The organism is Pseudoalteromonas sp. NEC-BIFX-2020_015, from assembly GCF_012952265.1.
GTDB lineage: Bacteria > Pseudomonadota > Gammaproteobacteria > Enterobacterales > Alteromonadaceae > Pseudoalteromonas > Pseudoalteromonas neustonica.
Window position 1 is genome coordinate 1 of the sequence record NZ_JABCJL010000020.1, and the last position, 25355, is coordinate 25355.

General features: G+C 41.4%; 24 protein-coding genes and 1 pseudogene. 13 read left to right on the forward strand and 12 right to left on the reverse strand.

All coding sequences use genetic code 11. The annotated features are described in order from the left end of the window. Positions 1 to 218 precede the first annotated feature (218 nt). A pseudogene (locus HH219_RS14635) lies at positions 219 to 502 on the forward strand (YbaK/EbsC family protein); the annotation flags it as partial. Here the strand turns inward: HH219_RS14635 and HH219_RS14640 are convergent. Further along, complete coding sequence (locus HH219_RS14640; RefSeq protein WP_169327885.1) at positions 469 to 1611, reverse strand: MFS transporter; 1143 nt, start codon at positions 1609 to 1611, stop codon at positions 469 to 471. The pseudogene HH219_RS14635 and the gene HH219_RS14640 overlap by 34 nt on opposite strands. A gap of 207 nt (positions 1612 to 1818) precedes the next feature. Here HH219_RS14640 and HH219_RS14645 point away from each other — a divergent pair, with 207 nt between their 5' ends. The 4 genes from HH219_RS14645 to HH219_RS14660 all read left to right on the forward strand — a co-directional run bounded on the left by HH219_RS14645 (position 1819) and on the right by HH219_RS14660 (position 4946). Then, positions 1819 to 2358: a DUF2058 domain-containing protein gene (locus HH219_RS14645; RefSeq protein WP_054204510.1), complete on the forward strand. Its 540-nt coding sequence runs from the start codon at positions 1819 to 1821 to the stop codon at positions 2356 to 2358. Positions 2359 to 2495: 137 nt separating this feature from the next. Further along, entirely contained in the window at positions 2496 to 2819 is a 324-nt protein-coding gene (locus HH219_RS14650) for a c-type cytochrome (RefSeq protein WP_054204509.1), read from the forward strand. Positions 2820 to 2975: 156 nt separating this feature from the next. Then, positions 2976 to 3743: a class II aldolase/adducin family protein gene (locus tag HH219_RS14655; RefSeq protein WP_169327886.1), complete on the forward strand. Its 768-nt coding sequence runs from the start codon at positions 2976 to 2978 to the stop codon at positions 3741 to 3743. A gap of 27 nt (positions 3744 to 3770) precedes the next feature. Further along, positions 3771 to 4946: a mandelate racemase/muconate lactonizing enzyme family protein gene (locus HH219_RS14660; RefSeq protein ID WP_054204507.1), complete on the forward strand. Its 1176-nt coding sequence runs from the start codon at positions 3771 to 3773 to the stop codon at positions 4944 to 4946. 50 nt (positions 4947 to 4996) lie between these two features. Here the strand turns inward: HH219_RS14660 and HH219_RS14665 are convergent, their stop codons facing one another. The 9 genes from HH219_RS14665 to zapB form a co-directional block, all read right to left on the reverse strand. Beyond that, positions 4997 to 5389 (reverse strand): hypothetical protein, encoded by a 393-nt coding sequence (locus HH219_RS14665; protein ID WP_054204506.1) that lies wholly within the window; start codon positions 5387 to 5389, stop codon positions 4997 to 4999. A 33-nt stretch (positions 5390 to 5422) separates the two neighbouring features. Next, positions 5423 to 6982, reverse strand: coding sequence for a S41 family peptidase (locus HH219_RS14670; protein WP_169327887.1), 1560 nt, complete (start codon positions 6980 to 6982; stop codon positions 5423 to 5425). A gap of 50 nt (positions 6983 to 7032) precedes the next feature. Continuing rightward, positions 7033 to 7875 (reverse strand): amidohydrolase family protein, encoded by an 843-nt coding sequence (locus HH219_RS14675; protein ID WP_169327888.1) that lies wholly within the window; start codon positions 7873 to 7875, stop codon positions 7033 to 7035. After that, positions 7872 to 8600: an SDR family oxidoreductase gene (locus HH219_RS14680; RefSeq protein WP_054204503.1), complete on the reverse strand. Its 729-nt coding sequence runs from the start codon at positions 8598 to 8600 to the stop codon at positions 7872 to 7874. Before HH219_RS14680 ends, HH219_RS14675 begins: the two co-directional genes overlap by 4 nt. A gap of 9 nt (positions 8601 to 8609) precedes the next feature. Continuing rightward, entirely contained in the window at positions 8610 to 9098 is a 489-nt protein-coding gene (locus HH219_RS14685) for a peptidylprolyl isomerase (protein ID WP_054204502.1), read from the reverse strand. A 71-nt stretch (positions 9099 to 9169) separates the two neighbouring features. After that, positions 9170 to 10705, reverse strand: a complete 1536-nt coding sequence (locus HH219_RS14690) for a transglycosylase SLT domain-containing protein (RefSeq protein ID WP_169327889.1) — start codon at positions 10703 to 10705, stop codon at positions 9170 to 9172. Between the two features lie 54 nt (positions 10706 to 10759). Further along, the gene (locus HH219_RS14695) at positions 10760 to 11779 is read right to left on the reverse strand and encodes an MBL fold metallo-hydrolase (RefSeq protein WP_169327890.1); all 1020 of its coding nucleotides are present in this window, start codon (positions 11777 to 11779) and stop codon (positions 10760 to 10762) included. A gap of 82 nt (positions 11780 to 11861) precedes the next feature. Further along, positions 11862 to 12161, reverse strand: coding sequence for a cell division protein ZapA (locus tag HH219_RS14700; protein ID WP_054204499.1), 300 nt, complete (start codon positions 12159 to 12161; stop codon positions 11862 to 11864). Further along, positions 12161 to 12391, reverse strand: a complete 231-nt coding sequence (gene zapB, locus HH219_RS14705) for a cell division protein ZapB (protein ID WP_054204498.1) — start codon at positions 12389 to 12391, stop codon at positions 12161 to 12163. Before zapB ends, HH219_RS14700 begins: the two co-directional genes overlap by 1 nt. Positions 12392 to 12609: 218 nt before the next feature. Here zapB and rlmJ point away from each other — a divergent pair, with 218 nt between their 5' ends. Beyond that, positions 12610 to 13449, forward strand: coding sequence for a 23S rRNA (adenine(2030)-N(6))-methyltransferase RlmJ (rlmJ, locus tag HH219_RS14710; RefSeq protein WP_169327891.1), 840 nt, complete (start codon positions 12610 to 12612; stop codon positions 13447 to 13449). 49 nt (positions 13450 to 13498) lie between these two features. Here the strand turns inward: rlmJ and HH219_RS14715 are convergent, their stop codons facing one another. Beyond that, complete coding sequence (locus HH219_RS14715) at positions 13499 to 14317, reverse strand: META domain-containing protein (RefSeq protein ID WP_054204496.1); 819 nt, start codon at positions 14315 to 14317, stop codon at positions 13499 to 13501. Between the two features lie 129 nt (positions 14318 to 14446). Further along, positions 14447 to 15013: an alkylphosphonate utilization protein gene (locus HH219_RS14720; RefSeq protein WP_169327892.1), complete on the reverse strand. Its 567-nt coding sequence runs from the start codon at positions 15011 to 15013 to the stop codon at positions 14447 to 14449. A 264-nt stretch (positions 15014 to 15277) separates the two neighbouring features. Here HH219_RS14720 and HH219_RS14725 point away from each other — a divergent pair, with 264 nt between their 5' ends. From HH219_RS14725 to HH219_RS14755, 7 genes are all read left to right on the forward strand, one after another. Next, a complete protein-coding gene (locus HH219_RS14725; RefSeq protein WP_169327893.1) occupies positions 15278 to 16552 on the forward strand; it encodes an HDOD domain-containing protein in 1275 nt (424 codons plus the stop codon). Positions 16553 to 16600: 48 nt separating this feature from the next. Continuing rightward, complete coding sequence (locus HH219_RS14730) at positions 16601 to 17209, forward strand: paraquat-inducible protein A (RefSeq protein WP_054452842.1); 609 nt, start codon at positions 16601 to 16603, stop codon at positions 17207 to 17209. Positions 17210 to 17355: 146 nt separating this feature from the next. After that, entirely contained in the window at positions 17356 to 17724 is a 369-nt protein-coding gene (locus tag HH219_RS14735) for a hypothetical protein (RefSeq protein ID WP_169327894.1), read from the forward strand. An 86-nt stretch (positions 17725 to 17810) separates the two neighbouring features. Next, the gene (locus tag HH219_RS14740) at positions 17811 to 19136 is read left to right on the forward strand and encodes a TolC family protein (protein WP_169327895.1); all 1326 of its coding nucleotides are present in this window, start codon (positions 17811 to 17813) and stop codon (positions 19134 to 19136) included. Further along, entirely contained in the window at positions 19126 to 20871 is a 1746-nt protein-coding gene (locus tag HH219_RS14745) for an efflux RND transporter periplasmic adaptor subunit (RefSeq protein WP_169327896.1), read from the forward strand. Before HH219_RS14740 ends, HH219_RS14745 begins: the two co-directional genes overlap by 11 nt. Before the next feature lie 8 nt (positions 20872 to 20879). Further along, positions 20880 to 23996 carry an efflux RND transporter permease subunit gene (locus tag HH219_RS14750; protein WP_169327897.1) on the forward strand — a complete coding sequence of 1039 codons (3117 nt, stop codon included), beginning with the start codon at positions 20880 to 20882 and terminating at the stop codon, positions 23994 to 23996. 191 nt (positions 23997 to 24187) lie between these two features. Continuing rightward, the gene (locus HH219_RS14755; RefSeq protein WP_169327898.1) at positions 24188 to 25045 is read left to right on the forward strand and encodes an immunity 49 family protein; all 858 of its coding nucleotides are present in this window, start codon (positions 24188 to 24190) and stop codon (positions 25043 to 25045) included. Positions 25046 to 25355: the final 310 nt, after the last annotated feature.

Sequence of the window (25355 nt, forward strand, 5' to 3'; positions counted from 1 at the left end):
AAACCGAGCAAAGCTTCCGCGTCCTGCTCACGCCCCTTACCTACATCCGTGTAGGTAACAAAGAGTCAATCGCCCCTAGAAAGAACCCTTTGGGCAGCGCATGTTTGGCATTTATACTGCGTTATCGCCTATTTATGGGGAACAACCACACACCATAGGCGCTGCCTTGCCTAAATACCAAACATACTGCTGCAAAATTAATCACGAAAGGTCAACACGCCCTAGCTAAGTATCAGGGCTTATCGAGATTAGGGTTTGCTTCTGATGAGCGTTTAGCACGTTATTTAAAAGTCGCACCTGGCTGTGTCTCAATGTTAGCGTTAATGAACGACAAGCAAAATAATGTAACGTTATGGCTTGATCAAGATATTTGGTTTGGTGATCTATTTCATTGTCATCCCTTTGATAATACGCAAACGTGGCTATTAAAAAAATGGATCTAGATACTTTTTTTACAGCGACAGGGCATCAGCCTAAAGTGGTTTTTTTGCCAGCGAGATAACCTGAACTCACTAACGCTAATCCACATAGGCAGACGAACAGTAGTGATGCTATAAACGCTATATGACCAAACTGTTGATAAACCATGCCTGGTACAAAAGAGCCAAGGGCTCCTCCACTGTAATAAAACGATACATATGCGCCATTAGTGACACTTGCTGGCGCGCTGCTTATTTTATTAACCAATGGCGCAGCAGTTGAATGAATAATAAACATTGCCCCGCAAAATCCAGTAAAAGCCAATAAAAATACAGCCAGTTGAGAACTCATTAATGCCACCAATGTCACGCTATACAAGGTGAATATTGCGCATAGTAAATACCACGGAGAATGACTTTTTCTTAATAACCACGGCGTAGCTATAGAAGCTAGCGCACCAATTAAATATCCGCTATAAACTAAGCCAATATCACGCGTGTTGGTGATTAAAAAGGTATCTTGCAGAATAAACGGCAAGTAATTAAGCAGTGCGGCAAAGCAAAAAAACATACAAAATACTGCACCATACAATTTTAATACCGCAGCATCTGCTAGCTGTTTTATATAACTTAATGGCGAAAGTGGATTGCTAACTAATTGCGCTTGATTGCGCGGAATGCATAATGCTAAACCCGTTAGACCCGCAGCGATGATAAAATAGAAACTTTGCCATGCCCATAGATCTGCAAAAACTGCTGCTAATACACGGCCAAAGTAACCGCCGGCAATAGTGCTACCTATATAAAGAGTCATATTTCTTTGTAGGTTATCGGCTTGATAGCGACTGCCTATGTAAGTGGTCATTGCCGTTAATGCGGCCGGTAAGGTCAAACCTTGCAAAAAACGTAACAGCAGTAATAATTCAAAGCTGGGAGCGTATGCAAAAGCGATGCAGGTAATCGCTAGCACTAACATTGCATAGCGCAAAATTGTTAGAGGGTTACGTTTAGCAAGGAGTAGGCCGTATATTAGCGGCGCAATGGCCAGTGGGATCATAGTGGCAGTCATTAAGCTGCCTGCAATTGCGGGACTAACAGCAAATTGATCCGCGAATAGACTCAATAATGGCTGCGGGGCATAGAGCACAAAAAAGATAAGCAGTGAGCAAATTAATAAATGACTTAAACGCATTTGTTGCTCCGACTATAAAAATTGTAGCTTAACCTGATTGATATTAAATTCAATTAAGTTAAGTGTTTTTTCTTTAAAATCATCATTCATTGCGCTAAGTCAGGTTATCAATTACTACACTTTGCTAGATTAATGGTCATAACACTATGATTTATGCGCATTGAAGATTAAAATAATCTTAATATCAGTTTTTAATGGAACAAAGCTATGGGTTCATTACAAGACCAATTGCTACAAGCAGGATTAACTACATCACATAAAGCGAAAGTTGCAAAAAGTGAAAAACGCAAGCAACAGAAAAAGCCAAAAAAAGGGGCGACTAGTAACCCTAGTGATCTGCAAAAGCATATTCAGCAAACAAAATTAGAACAGCAAAAAAAAGCAGAAGAGCTAAATCAAGCTCGTCAAGGTGAGTTAAAGCAGCGCGGAGAAGTTGCTCGCGTTAAGCAAATATTAGAGCACCATAATCAAGATACGATTCGTGGCGAACGTACTTTTAATTTTACTTACGAAAATAAAGTAAAAGAGCTGGACGTAAACGAAAAGACTCAAAAAGCACTATCAGGTGGGCGTCTAGCTATTTGTGTTTTAGAAGGGCAATTTTTTGTATTGGAAGATGAGCCTGCTCGTAAAGTCGCTGAAGTCGATGAAAAGTATATTGTTTTCCATGTTGAACCTGAAGATAAAGGGAAAGATGTAGATGATCCATATGCTGACTTTGAAGTCCCAGATGACCTTGTTTGGTAACCAAAAGACTTGTTATTTTTGACAATGTTATGTGATCTTTTACGTGTATAAATTACGTACAAAGTTAGCATGACATTGAGCATAGTCTACAATTAAGTGAATAGATTTATAAACCGTCATAAAGAAGAGAAAATACAATGAGCAAGATAAAAAAATTACTCTTAGGAGCTGGCCTTGCAATGGCAGCAAGTGTTTCATTTTCATCAATGGCTGCTGATGGTGCAGCGCTTTATACAGCTAAAAACTGTCAAACATGTCACGGCGCTGAAGGTAAATCACCGATCATGGCAATGTACCCTAAGCTAAATGGTCAAAATAAAGAGTATCTACTCGCGCAAATGAAAGATATTAAATCTGGTGCTCGTGCAAATGGTATGAGCATAGCAATGAAAGCAATGGTTGCAACTGTAACTGATGAAGAGCTAGCGGCGATTGCTGACTATTTATCAAAAGTAAAATAATACTTTCTAAGCTAACTACTTTTTAAGTTATTTTATAAACAGCCACGCCATTTTGGTGTGGCTGTTTTGTTTTAAAAGAGATTGATCATCCTCCCGCACTACTTTAGACTTCTATCCATCTACTTCGTGTTTTTCACGTTTGAATAAGGCATTAAAATGTTTGAATTACCTCAACTTGATTTAAAGAATAAAGTCTCTGCCCAAGAGTGGCAGTTACGTGTTGATTTAGCTGCCTGCTATAGGTTAGTTGAACACTTTCGTTGGGGTGATTTGATTTACACGCATTTATCAGCGCGCTTGCCGGGGACGGACTATTATTTAGTAAATGCGTTTGGTTTAACGTTTGATGAAGTGACGGCGTCTAACTTAGTAAAAGTAGATTTAGACGGCAATATTTTGGATGATACGCCGTTTGCAATCAATCCTGCAGGTTTTACTATCCATAGCGCTATTCATGAAGTTCGCGATGATGCGCATTGTGTTATTCACTTACACACAAAAGAAACGATTGCAGTCGCAACTCAAAAAAATGGTTTATTGCCTTTGAGCCAGTATTCAATGTTTTCATTACCATCGTTGTCCTATCATGGTTATGAAGGCTTAGCGGTCAATAATGAAGAGAAAAAGCGCTTACAAGATGATTTAGGCGATACCAACCATATGTTATTGGTTAATCATGGTGGCTTAACTGTTGGTCCAACAGTCGGTGATGCTTTTATGCGTTTTTACGATTTACAGCGTGCGTGTGAAATACAGCTTGCATTACAAGCGAGCGGCCAAGCAGTTACACCTGTGCCACAAGTCATAATCGATAATATTTATAATCAAGCGAATGTTGTACACAGTGGTAGCACTGGTGGGCAACTTGCTTGGCCTGCGATGTTACGCAAGGCCTATCGTCTTGATCCTAGTTTTGTAAAATAACCTAAGTTTGGTTAATAAGGAATTTTCATGAAAGTTAATCGCGTTGAAGTATTCGATATCCATTGCCCAGATAGACCTGCATGGACGCCAGTATTCGTTCGTATTCATACTGATGAAGGTATTAGTGGTGTTGGAGAGGCTGGCCTTGCTTATGACTTAGGTCACAGTGCGGCGGCGGCCATGATCAAAGAGATGGCAGATGCCTTCTTAATTGGTCATGACCCATTTCAAACCGAAAAGTTATGGTCGCGTATGCTGCGTGAAAGCTTTTGGGGTTTAGGTGGTGGGCCAGTGGTGTATGCAGCGATGAGCGCGATTGATACAGCTTTATGGGACATTAAAGGTAAAGCGTTAGGTTTACCTGTATACCAGTTATTAGGCGGCAAAGTAAACGATAAGCTGCGTACTTATGCATCGCAGTTACAGTTCGATTGGGATACAGAATTTAAAGCGTTAGTACATCCACAAGAGTACGCAGAAGCGGCATTAAAAGCCGTGGCACAAGGGTATGACGCAGTAAAAGTAGACCCTATCCAATATGATAAAGATGGTAATACGTATTACGACCGTACCAATATCATTTCACGTGCTGAAATGAAGCTGTACCGTGCGCGTATGCAAGCAATTCGTGAAGCGGTAGGCGATGAAGTCGACATCATTTTTGAATGCCACAGCTTACCGGGTGTAACCTCGGCAATTCAAATTGGTGAAATTGCCAAAGAATTTGATTGTATGTTTTATGAAGAGCCGGTTAACTACTTAAATCATTCTTTACATGCAAAAGTAGCTGATAAAGTGGCAGTACCTATTGCTGGTGGCGAGCGTTTATATAACCGTTGGGGTGTGCGTCCGTATTTAGAAGATCAGAGCATTAATGTACTTCAGCCGGATATTGGTTTATGTGGTGGTTTTACTGAAACTAAAAAAGTATGTGACTATGCTGATATCTTTGATGTGCGCATTCAAGCTCACGTATGTGGTGGCCCTGTGGCAACTGCTGCGTCGTTACATTTGGAAACGGCGATTCCAAATTTCTTGATTCATGAGCATCATACGTATGCAATTAAAAAGTGGAATCGTGAATTATGCTTACAAGATCCACAGCCTAAAAATGGTTTCTTTGAAGTATCTGAAGAGCCTGGTATTGGTATTGAGCTAAATGATGAGATTGTAATGCGTTCACAGCGTGTTGAAATTAAATAAGCTGTTCTTTACATGATTTGAAGAAAAAGCCCGTTCGGGCTTTTTTATGTTTAACCTGAGTGAAAACCATTCACTTTGCATTGTACTTTGGGTAAAGGTTCAGTTGCTTTGCTATCAAGGTGGCGCAAAAAGCATGTGTTATTTTTGATCAGCAACTCAAATCGATCGGGCATGTTAAGTTGCTTCCCCATAATTGGGTTACCCATCCCATCGCTTTTATTTACATTATCAACAACCATTACACTTTGCTGCATAAATACATCATCCGCCACGGCGATAGGATTACTGCGCATTAGCCTTGCCATACCTTGCGCTATTAGCTCACTTTGTGGCTTTATTAATAGTGCGTGCTGTAGTTTGGGCGTGGGTTTATCTGCATAAAAAGCACAACCGGCAAGTAGAAATATGGATAAAGCTGGTAATAGTCGTTTATTAAATAGCATTACTTAACCTCTTTAATACCCTCAATTAGCGACCTAATTTGAGGGTAAAACCTTATTGGTTTCAATTAATGTGGTAGCACGATTATCAAATACGTCAGGTGTATCGCTGACGCTTGATGGTGCAAAGCCTTGTATACTGGCAGTTGAGGTAGCGACAGGGCAGTTACCATTACTTCGATAGCTTAAAGCTGTTTTAAGTAAGGCTTCATTTGGATCGCCTAGTTGGTAACTAAAATCATCAGCCACTGCACAGCCCGCTATGCGCACAGGTAAGCGCTCATTATCTACTGTATTTTGCGGAGCAAAACCATCTGAATATTCACCAAACCCTTTATTATTTTCTCCTGTAAACTGAATACTGAAATAGGTTGTATCGCAGTTATCGGTAGGATAAAAACCGTAAGGTTTACCGCAAGTACCTGAACCAATTTGAATTACTTCTATATCAGCTCCTTGTAAGCCATTAATAATCGCTTCACTGGCTGAGCAAGTGCTACTGGTCGTTAATACATAAACCCGTTTCAAATTAAGACTCGGTAAAGGCGTGCCGGGACTTACCGCTGGATTCTCAGCAAAGCCGATAAACTCGTCAATAAACATAACGGGTGCTAAAGGCTTAGCAGTAACAGGGTTTATAGTTGGGTGTTTGTCGTTAAAAATAGTGCGTTCAAATATTTTGTTATTTGTATTGGCGGCTCCAGCGATCATGTAGCCTATTTGGCTCGCCATTTGTAGAAAGCCCCCCCCGTTGTAGCGCATATCAATGATGAGATCAGTTACGTTACTTGCTTTTAGAGAATTAAAAGCATCAAAAAGTGGCTTTTCTGCAATCGCGTTGTGGCTATTAAATTGAAAATAACCCACCGAGTCATTTTCAAAGGTTTTTACATTAGTGACTGGTTGCGATGCAATGCTTTGTGAGATTAGCGTTACTTCACGCGTTTGTTGATTATTGATATCTTTGAACAAAAAAGTGGTGCTCACACCAGTTTGTTTTGGATATAAACCAGCATTAAGAGTATCTACGTCAGCTTGGCTAGTCGCGTTAATAAAATCGACACCATTGACTTCTAAAATTTCAAACCCTCGGCGAAGATTTTGATTACTGGCGGGAGAGTTCGCTTCAGTATAGCTGATCAGGCCTTTTCGAGGGGCACTTGAGCTAAATAGCTTCACTTTAAAGCCATAACCAAACGTGATACCTGATTGACTTTGCGCTTCCCACTCGGCGGTAGAAAGGCTGGAATGAAAGTTATCTTTGTTGGCGCCAGAGTCAGTTTTTTGTTCTGTTTTTAATAAGGAGAAATAGTCACTCACACTTGCTGTTAGTGCAGGATCTCGGTCTATTATTTCGTCATACCATAGGTAAGTTTCGTTACTCCATGAGCGAAGAAAATGCTTTTGATTCAATGCTTGGCATTGTTTATCAAAATTATCTGATGGCTGAAAGACACCTTGAGTCCAGCTAATTGTGTTACCAGTACTGCCGCCACTATCGGCCATGGTACTGCCACCACCGCAACCAGTCAGTACGGCCAAAAAAGTAACGTTAAAAAGGCCTAGTATGAGTTTGTTTTTAGATGAAGTAGTCATAAAAGCGTTCTGTTTTTATACAACAATAAGCTGAATATAGCGGTTTTTAATTAAAGTTGATAGCAGTGACGTGCGTTTTTATAGCTTAATTGTTGCCATAAGCTGTGGGTTTTGCAAAGCGCAAAATTACTTAACCAGCGCTGTTGATAGCTTGAATTGATTTGGCATACGGGAAAATTACTAGCAAACATCACGCGCTGTTGACCAAAGCATTGAAGAATAAAGTCAAAACACGCTTGTTGCTGAGTTTGCAGTATAGTTGTAAATAGCTCAAAACCTGAGAATTTAATCGTGCAGTTGGGTATGTGAGCGAGTCGGCGAATTCCCTCTTGCCATAGAGAGAGGTTATTCGGCAAACCAGCATGGTTTATGACTACGTGCAAGTTTGGGAGTTGTTGGCAGTACTTAATTAATTGCTCGGTGATAGCTAAGTTTTCAACATTAAACTGTGCTTCAAACATTAGTTGGCAATCATTCAAAAGCGTTAAATTATCAAGGCAATTAGGGTGAGTTAACCGAGTTGCATCCGCACCTTCGGTTATGTCTCTAATCCCCACCAAACTTGAATGTGATAAAGCGTTTATCGCATTATTAAAGTCCTCAGGTGGACTATCAATGCAAGCAAAACCTACTGCTTTATAGTTTTCCCCGTGCAGATGCTGCGCCAGCCAGTTTAGCTCATTAATTGGGTTTTTATTATCAAACCCTGCTTCAATATGCACCAGCCCTATGATTTCAAATGGACTCGTTTGTTGTAGTTGTGCAGCATTAATAGGGCGTTTAATGGTCTCTAAATTTGGCCAAGAGGGCGGATTACTTCCTTGTAGCCACTCATATTGCCCATCTAGCAAATTAAAAAAATGCACGTGAGGGTCAATAATACGTTCGCTCATTGTGCGGTATAACCGCCATCGATAGTTTGTAAGCTGCCAGTAATAAAACAGGCCTCATCGCTGGCTAAAAAATTGACTAACGCGGCGACTTCATCTGCTCGACCCAGCCTACCTAGCGGTTGCAAAGCACCTTCTTCGGCAACTATGCTGGCTTTATCTGCGCCACTGCGAGCACAGTAAGCATCAATCGCATTATGAAATAAGGGGGTTTCAATGGTGCCGGGGCATACAGCATTAGCACGAATATTAAACTGGGCGTAATCAAGTGCGGTTGTTTTTGCCATTGACGCTAACGCATGTTTGGTGAGGTTATACGCAAACGAGTTTGTTTTAGCTATGATGGCTTGATCTGAGGCAATTAAAATAATCGCCCCATTTTTTTGCGTTTTCATACTTGGTAATACGCTTTGAATTGCTGCGTACGCACCTTTTACATTAAGCGCAAACAAACTGTCGAAGGTTGCTTCATCCGTGTTTTCAATGGTTGCACTTAAATGGCGGCCAGCATTAGATACCAATATATCAATGTGCTTAGTTGTGCTAGCAATGTCAGTAATAACGCTTTTAACCGTATTTACATTACTGACATCACAGCGGTGCCAAGTACCTAAATCTGAATGTTCGAGATCAAGGTTGTGAACCTGATAACCATTTTTTATAAAACGTGCAACAATAGCTTGGCCTATGCCTTTACTACCGCCTGTAACGATTGCAACCTTTGACATAGAATTTCCCTAGTGGTTGTGACCACAACCGCCTTCGCTGTGAACGTGACCGTGTGATACTTCTTCACTTGTCGCTTCACGTACGCTTAAGACTTGCACATCAAAAGTCAGTGTTTTACCAGCAAAAGGGTGGTTTAAATCACAGTCAGCATTAAAACGACCTACTTTAACAATCGTTACTTGATGACGACCTTGGTTAGAGCTAACCATTGCAGTCATGCCAGCTTTCCACACTTTGGTGTCACCTTGGAGGTGCTTAAGTGGAATACGTTGGATTAGATCATCAACACGCTCACCGTAAGATTCGCTTGGCTCAAGAGTAACACTGAAGCTATCACCAGCGGCTTTGCCTTCAAGGGCTGTTTCTAAACCTGGAAGCATGCCTTCAAGGCCATGAATGTATGTTAATGGTTCATTGCCAGTACTTGTTTCTATTTGTTCACCGGCTTCACTTAATGTGTAGTGAAACTCAACCGCTGAGTTTTTGCTGATTTGCATGCCAATCTCTTTAATATTTACTGAATGAAACGCTAATTTTACGCTAAATACGGATGATGTGAAACTGCTGGTTAGTGTGGTTGTTTTAAGGTTTTCTCTAATCCTAACAATAAGCCATCATTTTGTAATTGGGAGATCGGCTTTATTGCTTGTGGCAAGTGTAATACGAGCGTTATACCCGGTTTTAAGATGCTAGAGGCACTGAGTTTATTCCACTGTGCGAGGTCTTTATGCGAGACATCATAAAGTTGACTGATATCCCAAATTGTATCCCCAGGCTTGACTTGGTAATTAACAGTAATGGTTGCAGTGGCTACTTGGGTATCATCTAAATAAGGACTGATTTTATAGTCAATTGTCAGTGAGCCTGGCATTGTTTTTGGCTGTCCTGTGAGTAGGCGTTCGCCAATACCAATGAGGTTGGTCTTTTTATTATTTAACATTTTTAGCTTTTTAACGGGCATATCAAACTTTTTAGCGATGCCGTATAAGGTATCGTTTTTCTTAACAAAGTACTCTCCAGTAAAGTTACTCTTGAAGAACTGACTGCTTAGCAATGCTTGCTGTTGCAATGGGAGGAGCAATGTATGAGGCCCATTTGGTGAACTTTGATTTTTTAAATAACCAGGGTTGAGTTTATGCAATTGGCTGCGCCCTACACCTGATAGATTAGCAATAACAGAAAAATCAAACTGTTGACCTACATTAAACTCAGTAGTTTGGGCTTTATTCTCAAGCTTAGGGCGTATTAAGCCTAGCTTAGGGTTTTGCACTAAGTAGCTTAATGCTAAGAGCTTAGGTACGTAATCTGACGTTTCTTTAGGGAGTTTGAGAGACCAATAGTCGGTGCTTTTACCACGTTTTTTATTATTAGCAATTGCGCGTTGTACTCGACCTTCGCCACTATTATAAGCCGCGAGTGCATGCATCCAGTTACCATCAAAACGTTTATATAAATATTCTAAATACGCCAGAGCAGCATCTGTTGAAGCCAGTACATCTTGACGGCCGTCATACCATTGATCTGACTTAATACCAAAATGATGCGCAGTGGCTGCGACTAACTGCCATACCCCAACAGCTTGAGCAGAGGAACTGATCGTTGGGCGAAAGTCACTCTCAACAAAAGGTAATAATGCCAGTTCCATCGGCAGCTTACGTTGTTCTACTTTATTGACGATATGGTACAAGTAAGGAGCAGCTCGCTCGTTCACTATTTGTAGATATTTAGGTTGGCGGGTATACCATTTAATACGTTTATTGAGTGCCCTATTTAGATAGATTTTAATATGTAAGTTGTCAGCAATATGCTGCCATAAATCAGGGCTTGCGGATCGTGAGTGTGACTTTTCAATTGTAGGTTTATACGGACTCGGTACTGTGTGATTTTTTTTATTGGGTTGCAGTAGTTCAGTCGATATAGTGGTCGTAGGCGGTGTTGCTTGTGCGTTCGTGCTTACCGCAATAGCGTTTTTTGTTGACGGCTTAAAGTGGTTAAAAATAACGGGGGCTTGTTCTACATCAGGCGCTGCAGGTTGCAGCTTTGTAGACTGACAGCCGCTGAGTAATATTGCTATTACGAAAATGAAAAAATAATTCCTGCGCATAAACACCACCGAATCAATATCCCTTTATAAGCTTAGCACAACCTTGTGTAGGGTCTATTTTGACTGTTTCGCGCGCTTAAGTCCAGCTTGTAGAAATAAAGGGTAAGCTTTATAGGCAGTTGTATCAATTTGATAATCTTTAGCAAATTCAGCAGGGAAGCTTTGTTGTAATGTTGTAAGTTCCACATTGGGATTGGTTGATACATGCATAATAATTTGTTGTAAAAACCTGTATGGCTGACTTAAATCAGTTGCTTTTAAGGGCGCTCCATGGCCCGGTAAAATTATTTTTATCTGTTTGTTATTGCTAAATTGTTTAAGTAGTTCTGCCCATTCTACTAAGTTGCCGTGTCCAGGGTAAGGCAACCAATCTACAATGTCTCCCCCTAGTAAGATGGTTCCTTGTTCTGCTAGTAATGTCAGATCTCCATTTGTATGTGCTTGATGGGCGTGCAGCGTTATAGGGTAGTCACCTAAATTGAGTGCGAGAGAATCAGAGACTTGCATTGCATTTGGCTGCAAATTAAATTTTCGCCAGCGAAGTAGACGCTGTTTGGCTAATTCTAATTTCTTTCTCCATTGTGGCTGTAAAGAAGCTGGTTGTTCAGCTAATCGTTGATAACTAAGCTCAATACTTTGCTCGTAACTATCAAGTTTATCTTCAAAGGCACGTTGAAAATTTGTAAACTCGCGGGCAATCTGTTTATGAACAATGAGTTTGGCGTTTGGATAATTGTGTTGCAAAATGGCCATGCCTAATAAGTGGTCATCATGAAAATGGCTCGCAACTAAATAGCAAAGAGGGGTCGTCAAAGTTGACTTTAGTTTTACAATTGTAGCTTCAACGGCTGCAAAATTGCCGCTGGCATCAAACATTAAAGCGCACTCTTTACCTTGGATTAATACTTGGTTGGAATCATAAAAGCGTAGCTTTGGTTGCTGTTGTAAAAATTGAATGTTTGGGCTGATTGTTTGCCACGTTACGGCACTATAGGCGAAAGGTGCTAAGCTGATTAGTAACCCAACAATTAGCAGTTTAAATGTAGTTATTAGTTTGAAAGGACTACTTAGCATGGGTCATATCGATCAATAAAATAGGTCGCTTACAGTAGCTTATTTTATTGGTAATAACAAAAAAAGCGCTAAGTAGCGCTTTTTATTTGGCTGATGAGCTACCTAAGTATGCACTTAGTTTATCAACAAGCTGATCGTGCTGTTGTAGTTCTGCACTTTGCTGTGCTTTTGCTTCAAGCAGTTCGTGACTAATGTTCAAAGCAGCCATTAATAAAGCTTTTTGATCATTGCGAACCGTTGAGCGTTGCTTCATTTGCTCGACTAAATCATTAAGATGTTTAGCGGCAGCAATTAGAGCGTCTTCTTGTCCTACAGGGCAAGCAAATTGCTGCTCTTTACCAAGCAACTCAACGGTGACTCGCTGGTTTTGCAGCTCAGACATTAGTTTGCCTGTTGAGCGCTTTGTAGTTTCTCAAGTAGGCCTGTTAACGTTGTGCTGGTATCTTTTTGTTTTTCTTCGCTTTCAAGTGCTTCAAGTTGAAGAATTTCATTTTCATCGATCAGCTGACTGTTTTTATCTTTAAGTTCATTCACTTCTGTTTGAAGTTGTGAATTTTGGCTAATTAATTGGTCGATCAGTTGTTCTAATTGAGAAAGGGTCTCGTTATTCATAAATGCGCTCATAAAACTGTGATTATTGTCATGCAAATGTAAAGCAAAATTGCTTTATATGCCAGTATTTACGTGTGTTTTAGCTGATTTTTATTCGTCGTTAAGGGATAATTCAGCTAACGGGCTATTTCATTCAGAATTGGTTCACGCTCAGTTGCCAAATGCATAATGTTTATGGTTCACTGGTTTTATAAATAAGCTTATAGCGAAATTAAATTATGCTCAGTTACAGACACTCATTTCATGCGGGCAATCCGGCCGATGTTGTTAAACATTTGGTACTTGCTCAGGTATTAAGTTACCAAACTCTTAAAGATAAACCGTTGGATTATATTGATACGCATTCTGGCGCCGGTTTCTTTGAATTGGCTGGGGCAGATGCCCAAAAGACCCAAGAATACCTCGATGGTATCGCCAAGCTCTATCAACATACGAGTGAACATCAAGAGTTAAATGATTATATTGATCTGATTAAGTCGTTTAATGAAAGTGAGGCGTTAGCGTTTTATCCAGGGTCACCAAAAATTGCAGAGCACTTTTTACGTCGCCAAGACAAAGGTTGGTTCTTTGAGTTGCATCCACGAGACTTGGCATTATTACAAGAAAATATGAGCGGCAAGCGCTCTATACGTGTCCGTGGTGAAAACGGCTTTACAGGCCTAGTCGGGTTATTGCCGCCAGCATCTCGTAGGGCATGTGTATTAATTGATCCACCTTATGAAATTAAAGATGATTACGACACCGTTGTAAAAACATTAACGAAGGCTTATCAGCGTTTTTCTACTGGCACTTATATGATTTGGTATCCAGTTGTAGATAGAGAGCGTATTGAGCGCATGGAAGAGGGCTTAATCGCATCAGGTATGCGTAATATTCAATTATTTGAATTAGCCACAGAAGAAGATACAGACGTTCATGGCATGACAGCCTCAGGTATGATCGTAATTAACCCACCGTGGAAGTTAAAACAAACAATGGATAATGTATTACCTGAGCTAGTTAGCTTATTGAGTGATTCATCAGGTTTTTATCGCAGCGAACAATTAGTCGAAGAATAAAAGTAAACGCCCAGCATAACTGGGCGTTTAATACTCAGAGAGATCAAAATTAATTAAAATACATGGCTTTAAACGTTGCAAGTTGTTTGCCTTGCAGATCTTTTAAAATCAGTGATTCGCCATTAATATCCCATAGAGCTGTGTTCTCTAGTACTGCCGACATTGCACTTTCTTGTTCCATGCTTTTAAAGCACATCATTTTAGTGCTGGCTTGCGGGCCAAATGTGAGTGATTGCTGGTTGACTTGATAACTGCCAGTAAAGTTATTACATCCTAAAAAGCCATGGCTTTTGTTATCTTTACTAAATTGTATAAACGGCTCTCTGGTTTCAACAGTTACAGGCTTACCATTTAAGGTAATGGCTTTAAAGTAGGTGTTAACTAAACTTACATCGGGTTGTTGTGCGGCAACTTTAGAAACTGTAATGGTAAGAGGTTCACTCTGTTGCGAGTGTGAAAACGGGTTATTATGTGTTGTGCTTACATAAAGTAAATTATCTTGATTAACGATACGTGCGCTAACACTGTAGCGGCTGCGTTCGTTTAATATGCTTGCGTCGTAGGGGAGTGTCACTGTGTATGGCGGCGCACCAGCAATATCAATAGTTTGTTGACTGATAATATCGGCAGCTACATCCATTTTCGACACATCGGCTAAAGTTACCGTTAATTGTGAGCCGGGACGCAGCATGCTGCGATCAAGATAGGTTACTTGTGTTGTTAGCATTGCGACAGTTTCATTTTTAATTGCATGGCTTGCGTTTGTAGCCTGCTGATTTACACAACCAGACAGAATTAACGTGCTGCAAGCTAATATACTAATGTTGGTAATTGATTTTAAAACAGATCGAGGTTTATGTAACAGCATGACTTATTCCTTGAAATAAATTAAGTCAGTAGATAGTGGTTACAGTGTAGTTATTTGCTACTTAATCGCAGCTTAATTTTAAGTATAAAAAGCGCTATTTAGCGCTTTTACTGGATATATGAATAAGACTTACTTTTTAACAAATTTAGTTAAAATAACAATTCGTTGACCGTCAACGCGACCTTCAATGTGCTCAGGGTTGCTGGTTAAACCGATATTACGAACTGCTGTTCCACGCTTTGCAGTTAAGCTGCTGCCTTTCACGTCTAAGTCTTTAATTAGCGTGACAGTATCGCCCGCTTGTAATACTACGCCATTACTATCTACATGTTTGATGTCATCGTCTTCTGCAAGTGCTACTTTGGCCCATGCTAACGTATCTTCTTCAAGATAAATCATATCTAACGCATCTTGTGCCCAGCCATTATCAGCAGCTAAACGAGATAGCATTCTATAAGCCACTACTTGGACTGCTGGCACTTGGCTCCACATACTATCGTTTAGACAATGCCAATGTGTTGGAGTGATATCGATATTACTTTCAACTTGGTCTTTACATGTCTGGCAGGTATAAATGCACTTGTCTGAATGGGTTTCTGTAACAGGTGGCACTTCGTATACAGATAAGTTGTCAGTTGCAGAGCACAACTCACATTGGTTACTGCTACGTTCTACTAAGGCTTGTTCAATGCTCATGTCATTAGCTCTTGTGATTTTTTACAAAAAAGTATGGCGCTATTATACCCAACCTCAGCCCTGATGAGAACATATCCATGATAAATGTATGGTTATAGTGCCCGGTGTTTTTATTGTGGGTACGAAAGTTGAGGAATCTGAAATTTCGTACCCACAGCATTGTGTTTAGTTAATGCAAGCTTGCAAAAGTTCACTATACTAAGTCAATACAAAAAGAACAATTTAGCTGGCATGAGTCGCTATAAATTATTAGCAGGAAATAATATGCCGAATACACAAATTACAGCGAACGTACCAAATATGGTCACTCAATATATAGCACGACAGCCAATATTTAATACTGATAAGAGTATTTTTGCTTATGAGTTATTGTACCGAGATTCAAGCGATAATTTTTTCCCTGTAGGGACGACCGACGGACAAGCAACAGGTCGCTTATTTTTTAATGCATTGATGTTGATTGGTATAGATAAATTAACAGCTAACCAGTGTGCATTTATCAATCTTTCAACAGATGCTTTGTTAGATGATTTTCCTAAACTATTACAGCCAAAAAGCGCTGTAATAGAAATTGTTGAAAGAGCTGGCAATATAGAGCAAGTTACTAAAAGGGTACGTTCACTGAAGCAAGATGGTTATGTGTTTGCATTAGATGATTATGACGGTGATGCAAAATGGGAGCCCTTATTAGAGCTGGTAGATTTTATAAAGCTAGAAGTTGAAAACCCAATAATTAAAACGAATATTCAACTTAAAAAGCTTAAAAGACGCTTTCCCGATGTAAAAATTATTGTGGAAAGAATCGAAACTCACGAAGAGTTTACGACTTTAAAAGATGCAGGCTGTGACTACTTTCAAGGCTTCTTTTTTGCGCGACCAGAGATGCTCACTTACCACAATGTTGAGCCTTCAAAACTAGCGGTATTTGATCTTTTACGGTGTACATCGCGCCCGGATATTGATTTTGATGAAGTACATCAAAGAGTTGCCAAAGATGTTGGTTTAACTGCACGTATTCTTAAGCTAGTTAATGCGCGCTCGGGTAACCAAAATTTAGAGATTACTTCTATCTCTCAAGCGGTTATTTATTTAGGCGAAGATTCAATCCGCCAATTCGTAAGGGTGTTAGCACTTAGCGAATTAGGGGTAGATAAACCCAGCGAGCTAACTAAGCTTGGTTTAATACGAGCCCATTTTATGCTGCTGATGCTTGAGCCTGGCGGTAAGGAAATGTCAGAGCGAGGTTACTTAGTTGGCCTGATGTCTGTACTTGACGCTATTTTAAACATGGAATTAGGCGCAATAGCAAAAGAGTTTTGTCTAGGTGATGATTTGTCTAGTGCGTTATTGTGTTTTAACGGCATGTTAGGTGCGACTTTACAATTAACTCGCGCTGTAGAAGAAGATAACTGGCTATTGGCAACCAAGTTATTAGAAACCATTAGACCAGCTTCAGAAATTGACATTGTATACAAGGCTATGTTTGTAGCCCGTGAATACGGTGATGAAGTTTTAGCCTCAATTATTGAACAAGCATAATGCCTTGGGTATGATGCGTTATTACAAAGTGATTTTTAAAGACTAGCTATGCGTTTATTATTGCCAATTGCCACTATTTTAATTGCGTTAGCATTGCTTGTACCGGGTGTCACTCAGCCAGTGCTGACGCTAGAAGGTAAAATTGATAAGTCAAAACTAGCTAAAACAGGTATTGAAATGCTTGCTGATGAAGGCGACAGAAATACCAGAAGGATGCTCACAATGGCATCAAGCATGTTTGGTCTTGATAAGCTCGAAGGTGAAGTTAGCGCTTACAAAAAAACGCGGAGCATCTGGGGAACAGTTAACGAACTTGCGAATAACAAAAATTATTTAGTTGCAGGGCTAGTGGCGTTATTTTCAATTGTAGTGCCTACTTTAAAACTGTTAATGCAATTAGTGTATTGTTTAATACCGATGAATAAATTCAAGCATAAACTCGGTCAAGTAATACAAGGTTTAAGTAAATGGAGCATGGTTGACGTATTTGTTATTGCTTTAATCGTGGCGTATCTTGCAGGGAATGCAGATGGGCAAATGGGCGAGCTTATCAACATGCACGCAGAATTTGGCGCAGGTTTTTGGTATTTTACCGGTTATTGTTTATTTGCCATCGCTGCAAGTAACTTAATAAAAATTGCACCAAGAAACAGTTAAACGTTTGTGTTAGCGAACAAGTTACCATAAACTTACAGCTTACAGCTTACAGCTTACAGCTTACAGCTTACAGCTTACAGCTTACAGCTTACAGCTTACAGCTTACAGCTTACAGCTTACAGCTTACATTTATTAAAGGCACTTTTTTGCAACGTATTTACCTTAGTATATTGACCGTCGTTTTGTTACTCACTTTAGTGGGTCAAGCGGTTGCGTCAGTAACTATGAGTTGCGAAATGCCACATATGAACCAAACCCATTCACAAGTCACCGATACCAGCGATATGCACCATGACATGCCAGCAGGTATGATGAACATGGATTGCTGTGACGATGACGCAACGGCTAATCAAGAATGTGGCTGCCCGATGAGTGCGTGTAGTACTCATTCAATGTTAAGTATGAACGCGCTATTTAGCGTTACGCTAACTCCCCCCGAAAAAGTACAGCTTTACACACCGCAAAATCAACATCGTATAGCCAGTTCGTTATACCGTCCTCCTATGTCTGCTTAATAGCAGGATAGGTGCGTCTAAAATTTACATAAATCACCTTTTTTGCCTCTAAATTTAATCATTTTTTAATTTTAGTGGAGTAAGTGATGAATCACTTCAGAATATTTAAAGTCAGTTTTTTAGCGTTTTTGCTAACAGTTACAATCTCAGCGCATAGCAATGAGCTTAGCCTCGAAAAAGCGCTTAATTACGCGTTAGATAATGAGCCATGGCTAACAGCCAGTAAATATCAACAAGCCGCAGTACAAGCGCAAAGTTTAGTCGCGGGCACCTTGCCAGATCCAGTATTAACTATCGGGCTAATGAATTTACCTACCGATGGCTTTGCGTTTGACCAAGAAGGGATGACCCAGTTAAAGGTTGGTGTAAGTCAGATGTTTAGTCGCGGCGATAGCGTTGCACTTAAAAAACAGGCATTAGCGCAGTCGGCGCAGCAATATCCATGGTTACGATCTGACCGACTCGCACAGGTTAAAACCATCGTGATCGAATCTTGGCTCAATGCGTATCGTGCGCAGCAAAGCATTGCTTTAATTGAGCAAGATAAAGCATTATTCTCGCAGCTGATTGATATTACAGAATCAAGTTATGCCAGCTCGATAGGTAACACTCGCCAACAAGATATTATCCGCGCACAGTTAGAGTTAACCCGTCTTGAAGATAAATTAATGATGCTTGAACAGCAGTTTGAAAGTGCTAAAAAGCGTTTATCACAATGGTTGCCAATCAATATGTTAACTCAGCCTGTGAGTGCTAAGCGCAGTGACATAATACCACTAGTCGATTTTTCACAACTTGAGTTTACACAGTTAATGCAGCTGCTGATGGCGCATCCTGCAATTGTCGCAATTGACCAAACGGTAGCCGCTAAAAAAACTGAAATTGATATTGCCAAACAAGGTTATAAACCACAGTTTGGGGTAAACATGGGCTATGGATATCGCGATGGTACGCCAATGGGAGACTCGCGGGCGGATCTGTTTTCGGTAGGATTGAGTGTTGATTTACCGCTATTTACTGATAACCGTCAAGATCAACAAGTAAATGCGGCTATCGCCATAGCGGAAGCCGTAAAAACACAAAAGCTGATCGCACTACAAAAGCTTAAAGGCATGTACTTTAAAGAGTTTAGCCAGTTAGCGCGGTTAGCTAAGCGCGGTGGGCTTTATCAAACTAAACTGCTGCCACAAATGGCAGAGCAAGCGCAAGCCACATTAAACGCCTACACCCGCGATGATGGTGACTTTTCAGAAGTAATGCGCGCGCGTATTAGTGAGCTCAATGCCAAAATAGATGCGTTAAATATCCAAATCGATCAACAAATTATTATTGCTCGCCTGAATTATTACGCCAGTAGCCAAGATGCTGTGGTGATGGCTGAGCAGTTCGCAGGAGATCAAAGTGAATACTAATATAAAGCTTCTTATCGCAGCACTATTAGGTGCGGGAGTCTCCGTTGGTGCATTGTCTTTGCTGGGGAGCAGTAATGAGCATGTTGCTAACAGTACAGAGAAAAAGCCACTATATTGGGTGGCCCCTATGGATAGCAACTATCGCCGTGATGAACCTGGACTCTCACCGATGGGGATGGATTTAGTGCCTGTTTATGATGAGGGCAGCAGTAATAACCAAGATGGTCCTGGCGCAGTGACGATATCTCCTGCGGTGGTTAATAACTTGGGGGTTAGAACCGAGAAAGTACAGTTTAAGGCACTGCAAAGTGAAGTAAACACGGTGGGCTATGTGCAGTATAACCAAGACCAACAGGTGCATATTCACCCGCGGGTTGAAGGTTGGTTAGAAACGCTTTACGTTAAAGCGGCCGGTGCTCAAGTAAAGCAAGGCGAACCACTGTATACCTTGTATTCACCGCAATTGGTTAATGCTCAAGAAGAATTTGTACTGGCCGTTAATCGTAAAAATACGGTGCTTATTCGCGCGGCCAAAGCGCGCTTAAAAGCATTGAATGTGTCGGACGGCTTTGTTGAGCGCTTACAAGCTAATAAAAAAGTGATGCAAAACATTACCTTTTACGCACGTCAAAGTGGGGTGGTTGATGAGCTCAATGTACGCGAAGGTTTTTATGTTAAGCCGGGTACTTCAATGATGAGCATAGCTCAGTTGGATGAAGTATGGGTTGAAGCCGAAGTATTTGAGCGCCAAGCACAGCTAATAGAAATAGGTTTACCCGTTACCATGACCTTAGATTACATTGCAGGACAAAGCTGGCGCGGTAACGTTGATTATATCTACCCAACACTGGATGCTAAAAATCGCACGCTGCGGGTGCGTTTACGCTTTAATAACCAAAATCACCAGTTAAAACCAAATATGTTTGCGCAGGTGAGTATTCACGCTAAAGCAAGTGACAAGCAGCTTATTGTGCCAAAAGAAGCGGTGATCCGTACCGGCAACCAAGACCGTGTTGTGCTGGCATTAGGTGAAGGGCGATTTAAATCTGTGGCGGTAGAGCTTGGTCGTAGTGATAACAATGACGCAGTGATTTTATCGGGTCTCAAAGCCGATGATCACGTGGTGACTTCAGCCCAATTTTTATTGGATTCTGAATCAAGCAAAAGCTCCGACTTTAAACGTATGCAAGCGCTAGACACTATCACTCACGTGTGGGGTAAAGGCGTTATTAACAGCGTTATGGCGGATCACCGTATGGTGAATATTAGCCATGAACCAATGGACGAACTCGATTGGCCAAGCATGACTATGGATTTTATAGTTACAGAAGATGTTGATTTCAGTGCGTTACAAGTCGGGCAAACACTGTATTTTGAGCTAACTAAGCAAGTTGATGATAGCTACTTACTGAGCGGTATTCATATTATGGACTCAACACATGTGATGGTGGAGCCTGCGAATACGGCAACCGTAACAGGCACCATCAACCATATTGATAAAACAACGCGTACCGCCAATATTAGCCGTGGTGAGATTGTAAAATGGAACCGCGAAGCTGCCACATTAGATTTTATGTTTGCAGCAGATGTAGATCTCACTGACTTATCTGCACAGCAACAAGTGGAGTTTACCTTTAGTTTGCAAGACGGTGAGTTTGTGATCAGTCGTATCAAGACTGCAGCAATCATGCAACCAAATAGCGATAGCACCCTGTCATCGCATAACGGACATTAGGAGGCCTTATGATAGCAGCCGTTATTCGTTGGTCTGTGACTAATCGCTTTTTTGTATTGTTACTAACTGCAATACTAATTGGTGGCGGTTTATTTGCCGTTAAAAATACCCCTATAGATGCCTTGCCGGACTTATCTGATGTGCAGGTGATAGTTAAAACCTCATATCCTGGGCAAGCGCCGCAAGTGGTGCAAGATCAAGTTACTTTTCCGCTTACCACCGCGATGCTCTCAGTGCCCGGGGCACAAACGGTCCGTGGTTTTTCATTTTTTGGTGACTCCTACGTGTATGTCATCTTTGATGAAAAAACGGATCTTTATTGGGCGCGTAGTCGAGTGCAAGAGTATTTAAGCCAAGTCGCTAGCCGTTTGCCCGACACTGCAACCGCGGAGCTTGGCCCAGATGCCACCGGTGTAGGTTGGATCTATTTATATGCGCTGGTGGATAAAACCAATCAGCACGATATTAGCCAATTACGTAGCTTACAAGATTGGTTTTTAAAGTTTGAATTACAAACTGTGCCAGGAGTGTCAGAAGTCGCCTCCGTTGGCGGCATGGTGAAACAATATCAAGTCAATGTAGAGCCAGATAAACTGCGTGCTTACGGTATTCCACTGAGCTTAATTCAAACGGCCATTAAGCAAGGTAACCAAGAAATGGGCGCTTCGGTAGTGGAAATGGCCGAAGCCGAATACATGGTAACCAGCACCGGTTATATAAAAAGTGTGGCTGATTTAGAGGCCATTCCGCTGGGGGTGAACGCCAACGGCACACCGCTGCAATTACGCGATGTAGCCGATATTCGCCTTGGCCCACAAATGCGCCGCGGCATTGCTGAACTAAACGGAGAAGGTGAAGTTGCAGGTGGTGTCGTGGTGATGCGCTATGGCGAAAACGCACAAAAAACCATAGAGCTGGTTAAAGAAAAGCTCGAATCACTCAAAAAAGGTCTACCTGAAGGCGTTGAAATAGTGCCTGTGTATGACCGCTCTAATTTAATTAAAAGCGCAGTGGATAACCTAACCAGCAAACTACTTGAAGAGTTAGTGGTGGTCGCACTGATCTGCATCGTGTTTTTGTTTCATGTGCGCTCATCCTTGGTGGCTATTATTACTTTACCGCTGGGAATTTTAACGGCATTTATCATCATGTATTGGCAAGGCATTAACGCTAATATTATGTCGCTCGGCGGTATTGCCATTGCCATTGGCGCGATGACCGATGGTGCGATTGTCATGATCGAAAACATGCATAAACACATGGAAAAAACACCACTGACTGATGAAAATCGCTGGCAAGTTGTCACCGATGCCGCCAGCGAAGTCGGCCCAGCGCTATTTTTTAGTTTAATGATTATTACTGTGAGCTTTATGCCAGTATTTATTTTAGAGGCGCAAGAAGGGCGCATGTTTGCCCCGCTTGCGTACACTAAAACGTATGCCATGGCGGCATCAGCAGGTTTAGCAATTACCTTAGTGCCAGTATTAATGGGCTATTTTATACGTGGCAAAGTGATTTCAGAGCAGAAAAACCCTGTTAATCGCTTATTAGTTAACGGATATAAGCCATTACTGAATCTCGTTTTACGTTTTCCTAAAATGACCTTGGTGTTGGCTGTAGTGGTCGCTATTGTTGGCTTTTATCCAGTGAACAAAATTGGCAGTGAGTTTATTCCGCCACTGGATGAAGGCGATCTAATGTATATGCCAACTACTTACCCTGGTTTGTCGATTGGTAAAGCGCGAGAGATTTTACAGCAAACAGATAAGCTCATAGCCACAGTGCCCGAGGTGTTAACCGTGTTTGGTAAAGTCGGCCGGGCAGAAACAGCAACCGATCCTGCGCCACTGACTATGATTGAAACTTTTATTCAGCTCAAGCCAAAAGATCAGTGGCGCGAAGGCATGACCTTAGACAAGTTGAAAAAAGAACTCGACGGCTTAGTGAAGTTTCCAGGCCTGACTAATGCATGGGTGATGCCGATAAAAACCCGTATTGATATGCTAGCAACAGGCATAAAAACCCCTGTAGGTATTAAAGTGGCGGGGCCTAATTTGAGTGAAATTCAAAAAATTGGCCAACAGATTGAGGTCTTGCTTAAAGATGTACCCGGCACTGCTTCCGTTTACTCTGAGCGTGTTGCTGGTGGGCGTTATATCAAGGTTGATATCAACCGTGAAAAAGCCGCTCGTTATAGCTTAAACATTGCCGATGTGCAGCAAGTGGTCGCGACCGCAATTGGTGGTATGAATGTAACCGAAACGGTCGAAGGGCAAGAGCGTTACCCGGTAAACTTACGTTATCCGCAAGACTACCGGGATTCGCCCGAAGAACTGATGCTATTGCCAATAGTCACCCCTGCAGGGCAACGCATTGCTCTTGCCGATGTGGCTGACGTATTTATTGAAGATGGTCCGCCGGGCATAAAAAGCGAAAATGCCCGCTTAAACGGCTGGAGCTTTATTGATATTGATGGCATTGATATTGGCAGTTATGTAGACAATGCGCGCAAAGTGCTTGACGAAAAGCTAGTGCTACCAGCAGGTTATTCAATAACCTGGGCAGGGCAATATGAATACATGGAACGTGCGAAAGAAAAGCTCGCCTATGTATTACCACTAACCTTGGCGATTATAATTGTGTTGTTGTATCTCAATTTTAGAAGCTTTGTTGAAGTGGCAATTATAATGGCCACGTTACCGCTGGCGATGATAGGCGGGATCTGGCTCATGTACTTAGAGGGGTTTAACTTCTCGGTCGCCGTGGGGGTTGGTTTTATTGCCCTTGCCGGTGTCGCGGTGGAAATTGGCGTGATTATGCTGGTGTACTTAAATCAAGCCTACCAAGAAAAGTGTGCTCAAGCCAAGCTAGCAGGTACAACGCTTAGTTTTGCGGAGCTTAAACAAGCCATAGTCGAAGGTGCAGGCCTGCGAGTACGCCCAGTGATGATGACAGTCGCGACTATTATAATTGGTTTACTGCCCGTGCTTTATGGTACAGGCACCGGCAGTGAAGTAATGAGCCGCATCGCCGCCCCTATGGTCGGCGGTATGTTCAGCGCCATTGTACTAACCTTGTTAGTGCTACCCGCAGTGTATTTGTTATGGCGAAAGCGGGATCTGTAAAGCAGATAATAAAAAGGAGTGGGCTAACTACCTGACTCCTTTATTCTAATACTTTAATTTATTATTTTTATGTACACAGGGGTCAGGTTCGTTGCTTCACAACACTGCTCATATGCCAGTACCTGAACAACCATGACAGAGTATTATGAAGCAAGTGATCTGACCCCTATTATTATTGGAAGTATCAAGTTATGAGCCATTTAAAGTACCACAATGACCATTATAAATTAGTGAATTTGCAAAATGCTTTTCAAATTCATTTAGAACGCTATGAGGACAAATGGTTTCGTTACTTGGAGAAGGAACCATCATTTTACAAGGCACCTCAAGCACGGTTAAGTAGAGATGCGATGGATTGTATCCGGGTTAGCTTTACTGCACAAAATGCAGAAAAAGGGCTTGAGGGCGTGCCTATTATGCGCTTTGGCCTAGATTTATTGCATGCGCACTATAATTTAGTGTCAAACCCTGGGCAGCGCCATATTTTTACCTTAAAAGAGCACGTGTTTCGCTTAGAGGGTCGTGCTGAGCATCGCTCTATTATGGTTGATGATTGGTTATTGCAATTGAGTTTAGCGCTTTGCTTAAGAGAGGCTGATGCGGTTGAGTTAATCTGCCGGTGCGAAGAAGATTGGCTTGAGTACCCTGATGCCTTTGACTTCGCACTCCTCAAGTTTGTGCGAAATATATTTGTACAAGACGCAGACCAAACAGTGTTATTACGCGAGGTAATGGAAAAGTCAGGCCCTGAGCATGTTGATGAATTTAGAGCGCCTTACGTGAACCAGCTATTCTTACCTTATTTGGATGTGTGGGTAGCGCTGTTATCAAACGATGTTGCTCACTATCAACGTGCAATCCATAAAGCTATTGAATTACATTATAAATTTTACAATGACCCACCGGAGGGAGCTGTTACATGGGTAGGCGATGTTGCCTTGCTGATAAGCGCGGTGGCAAGCCTTGCCTATGATAAGCATGGCTGGCAAGTACCCGACACCCCCTACCTTCCAAAGTGGCTTATTTATAAAGAGTTTGAAGAGGGGTAAACCAGCCTCACTTCAACATCAGTATAAATAGCAAGAATAGCTCAGCTCTTTGTTATTGCCTTTTCATATTTAGCTGCGTGTATTTTATCTACGGCTAGGATATGAAAAGGCTGTAATGAACATATATTGATTTATCTGAATAATGCCTGTTATTGACTCGGTATTTCACTTAGCCATAGTTTAAATAAAATAGGAGCCACCGCTTTTTATCGCCACCCTATAAAAATTACCCTATGACTTGTAACTTATACGAGTTTGGGTGATTTACTTTCAGTATCTCCATGTTTTAATTTAACTTTTTATTGGCACG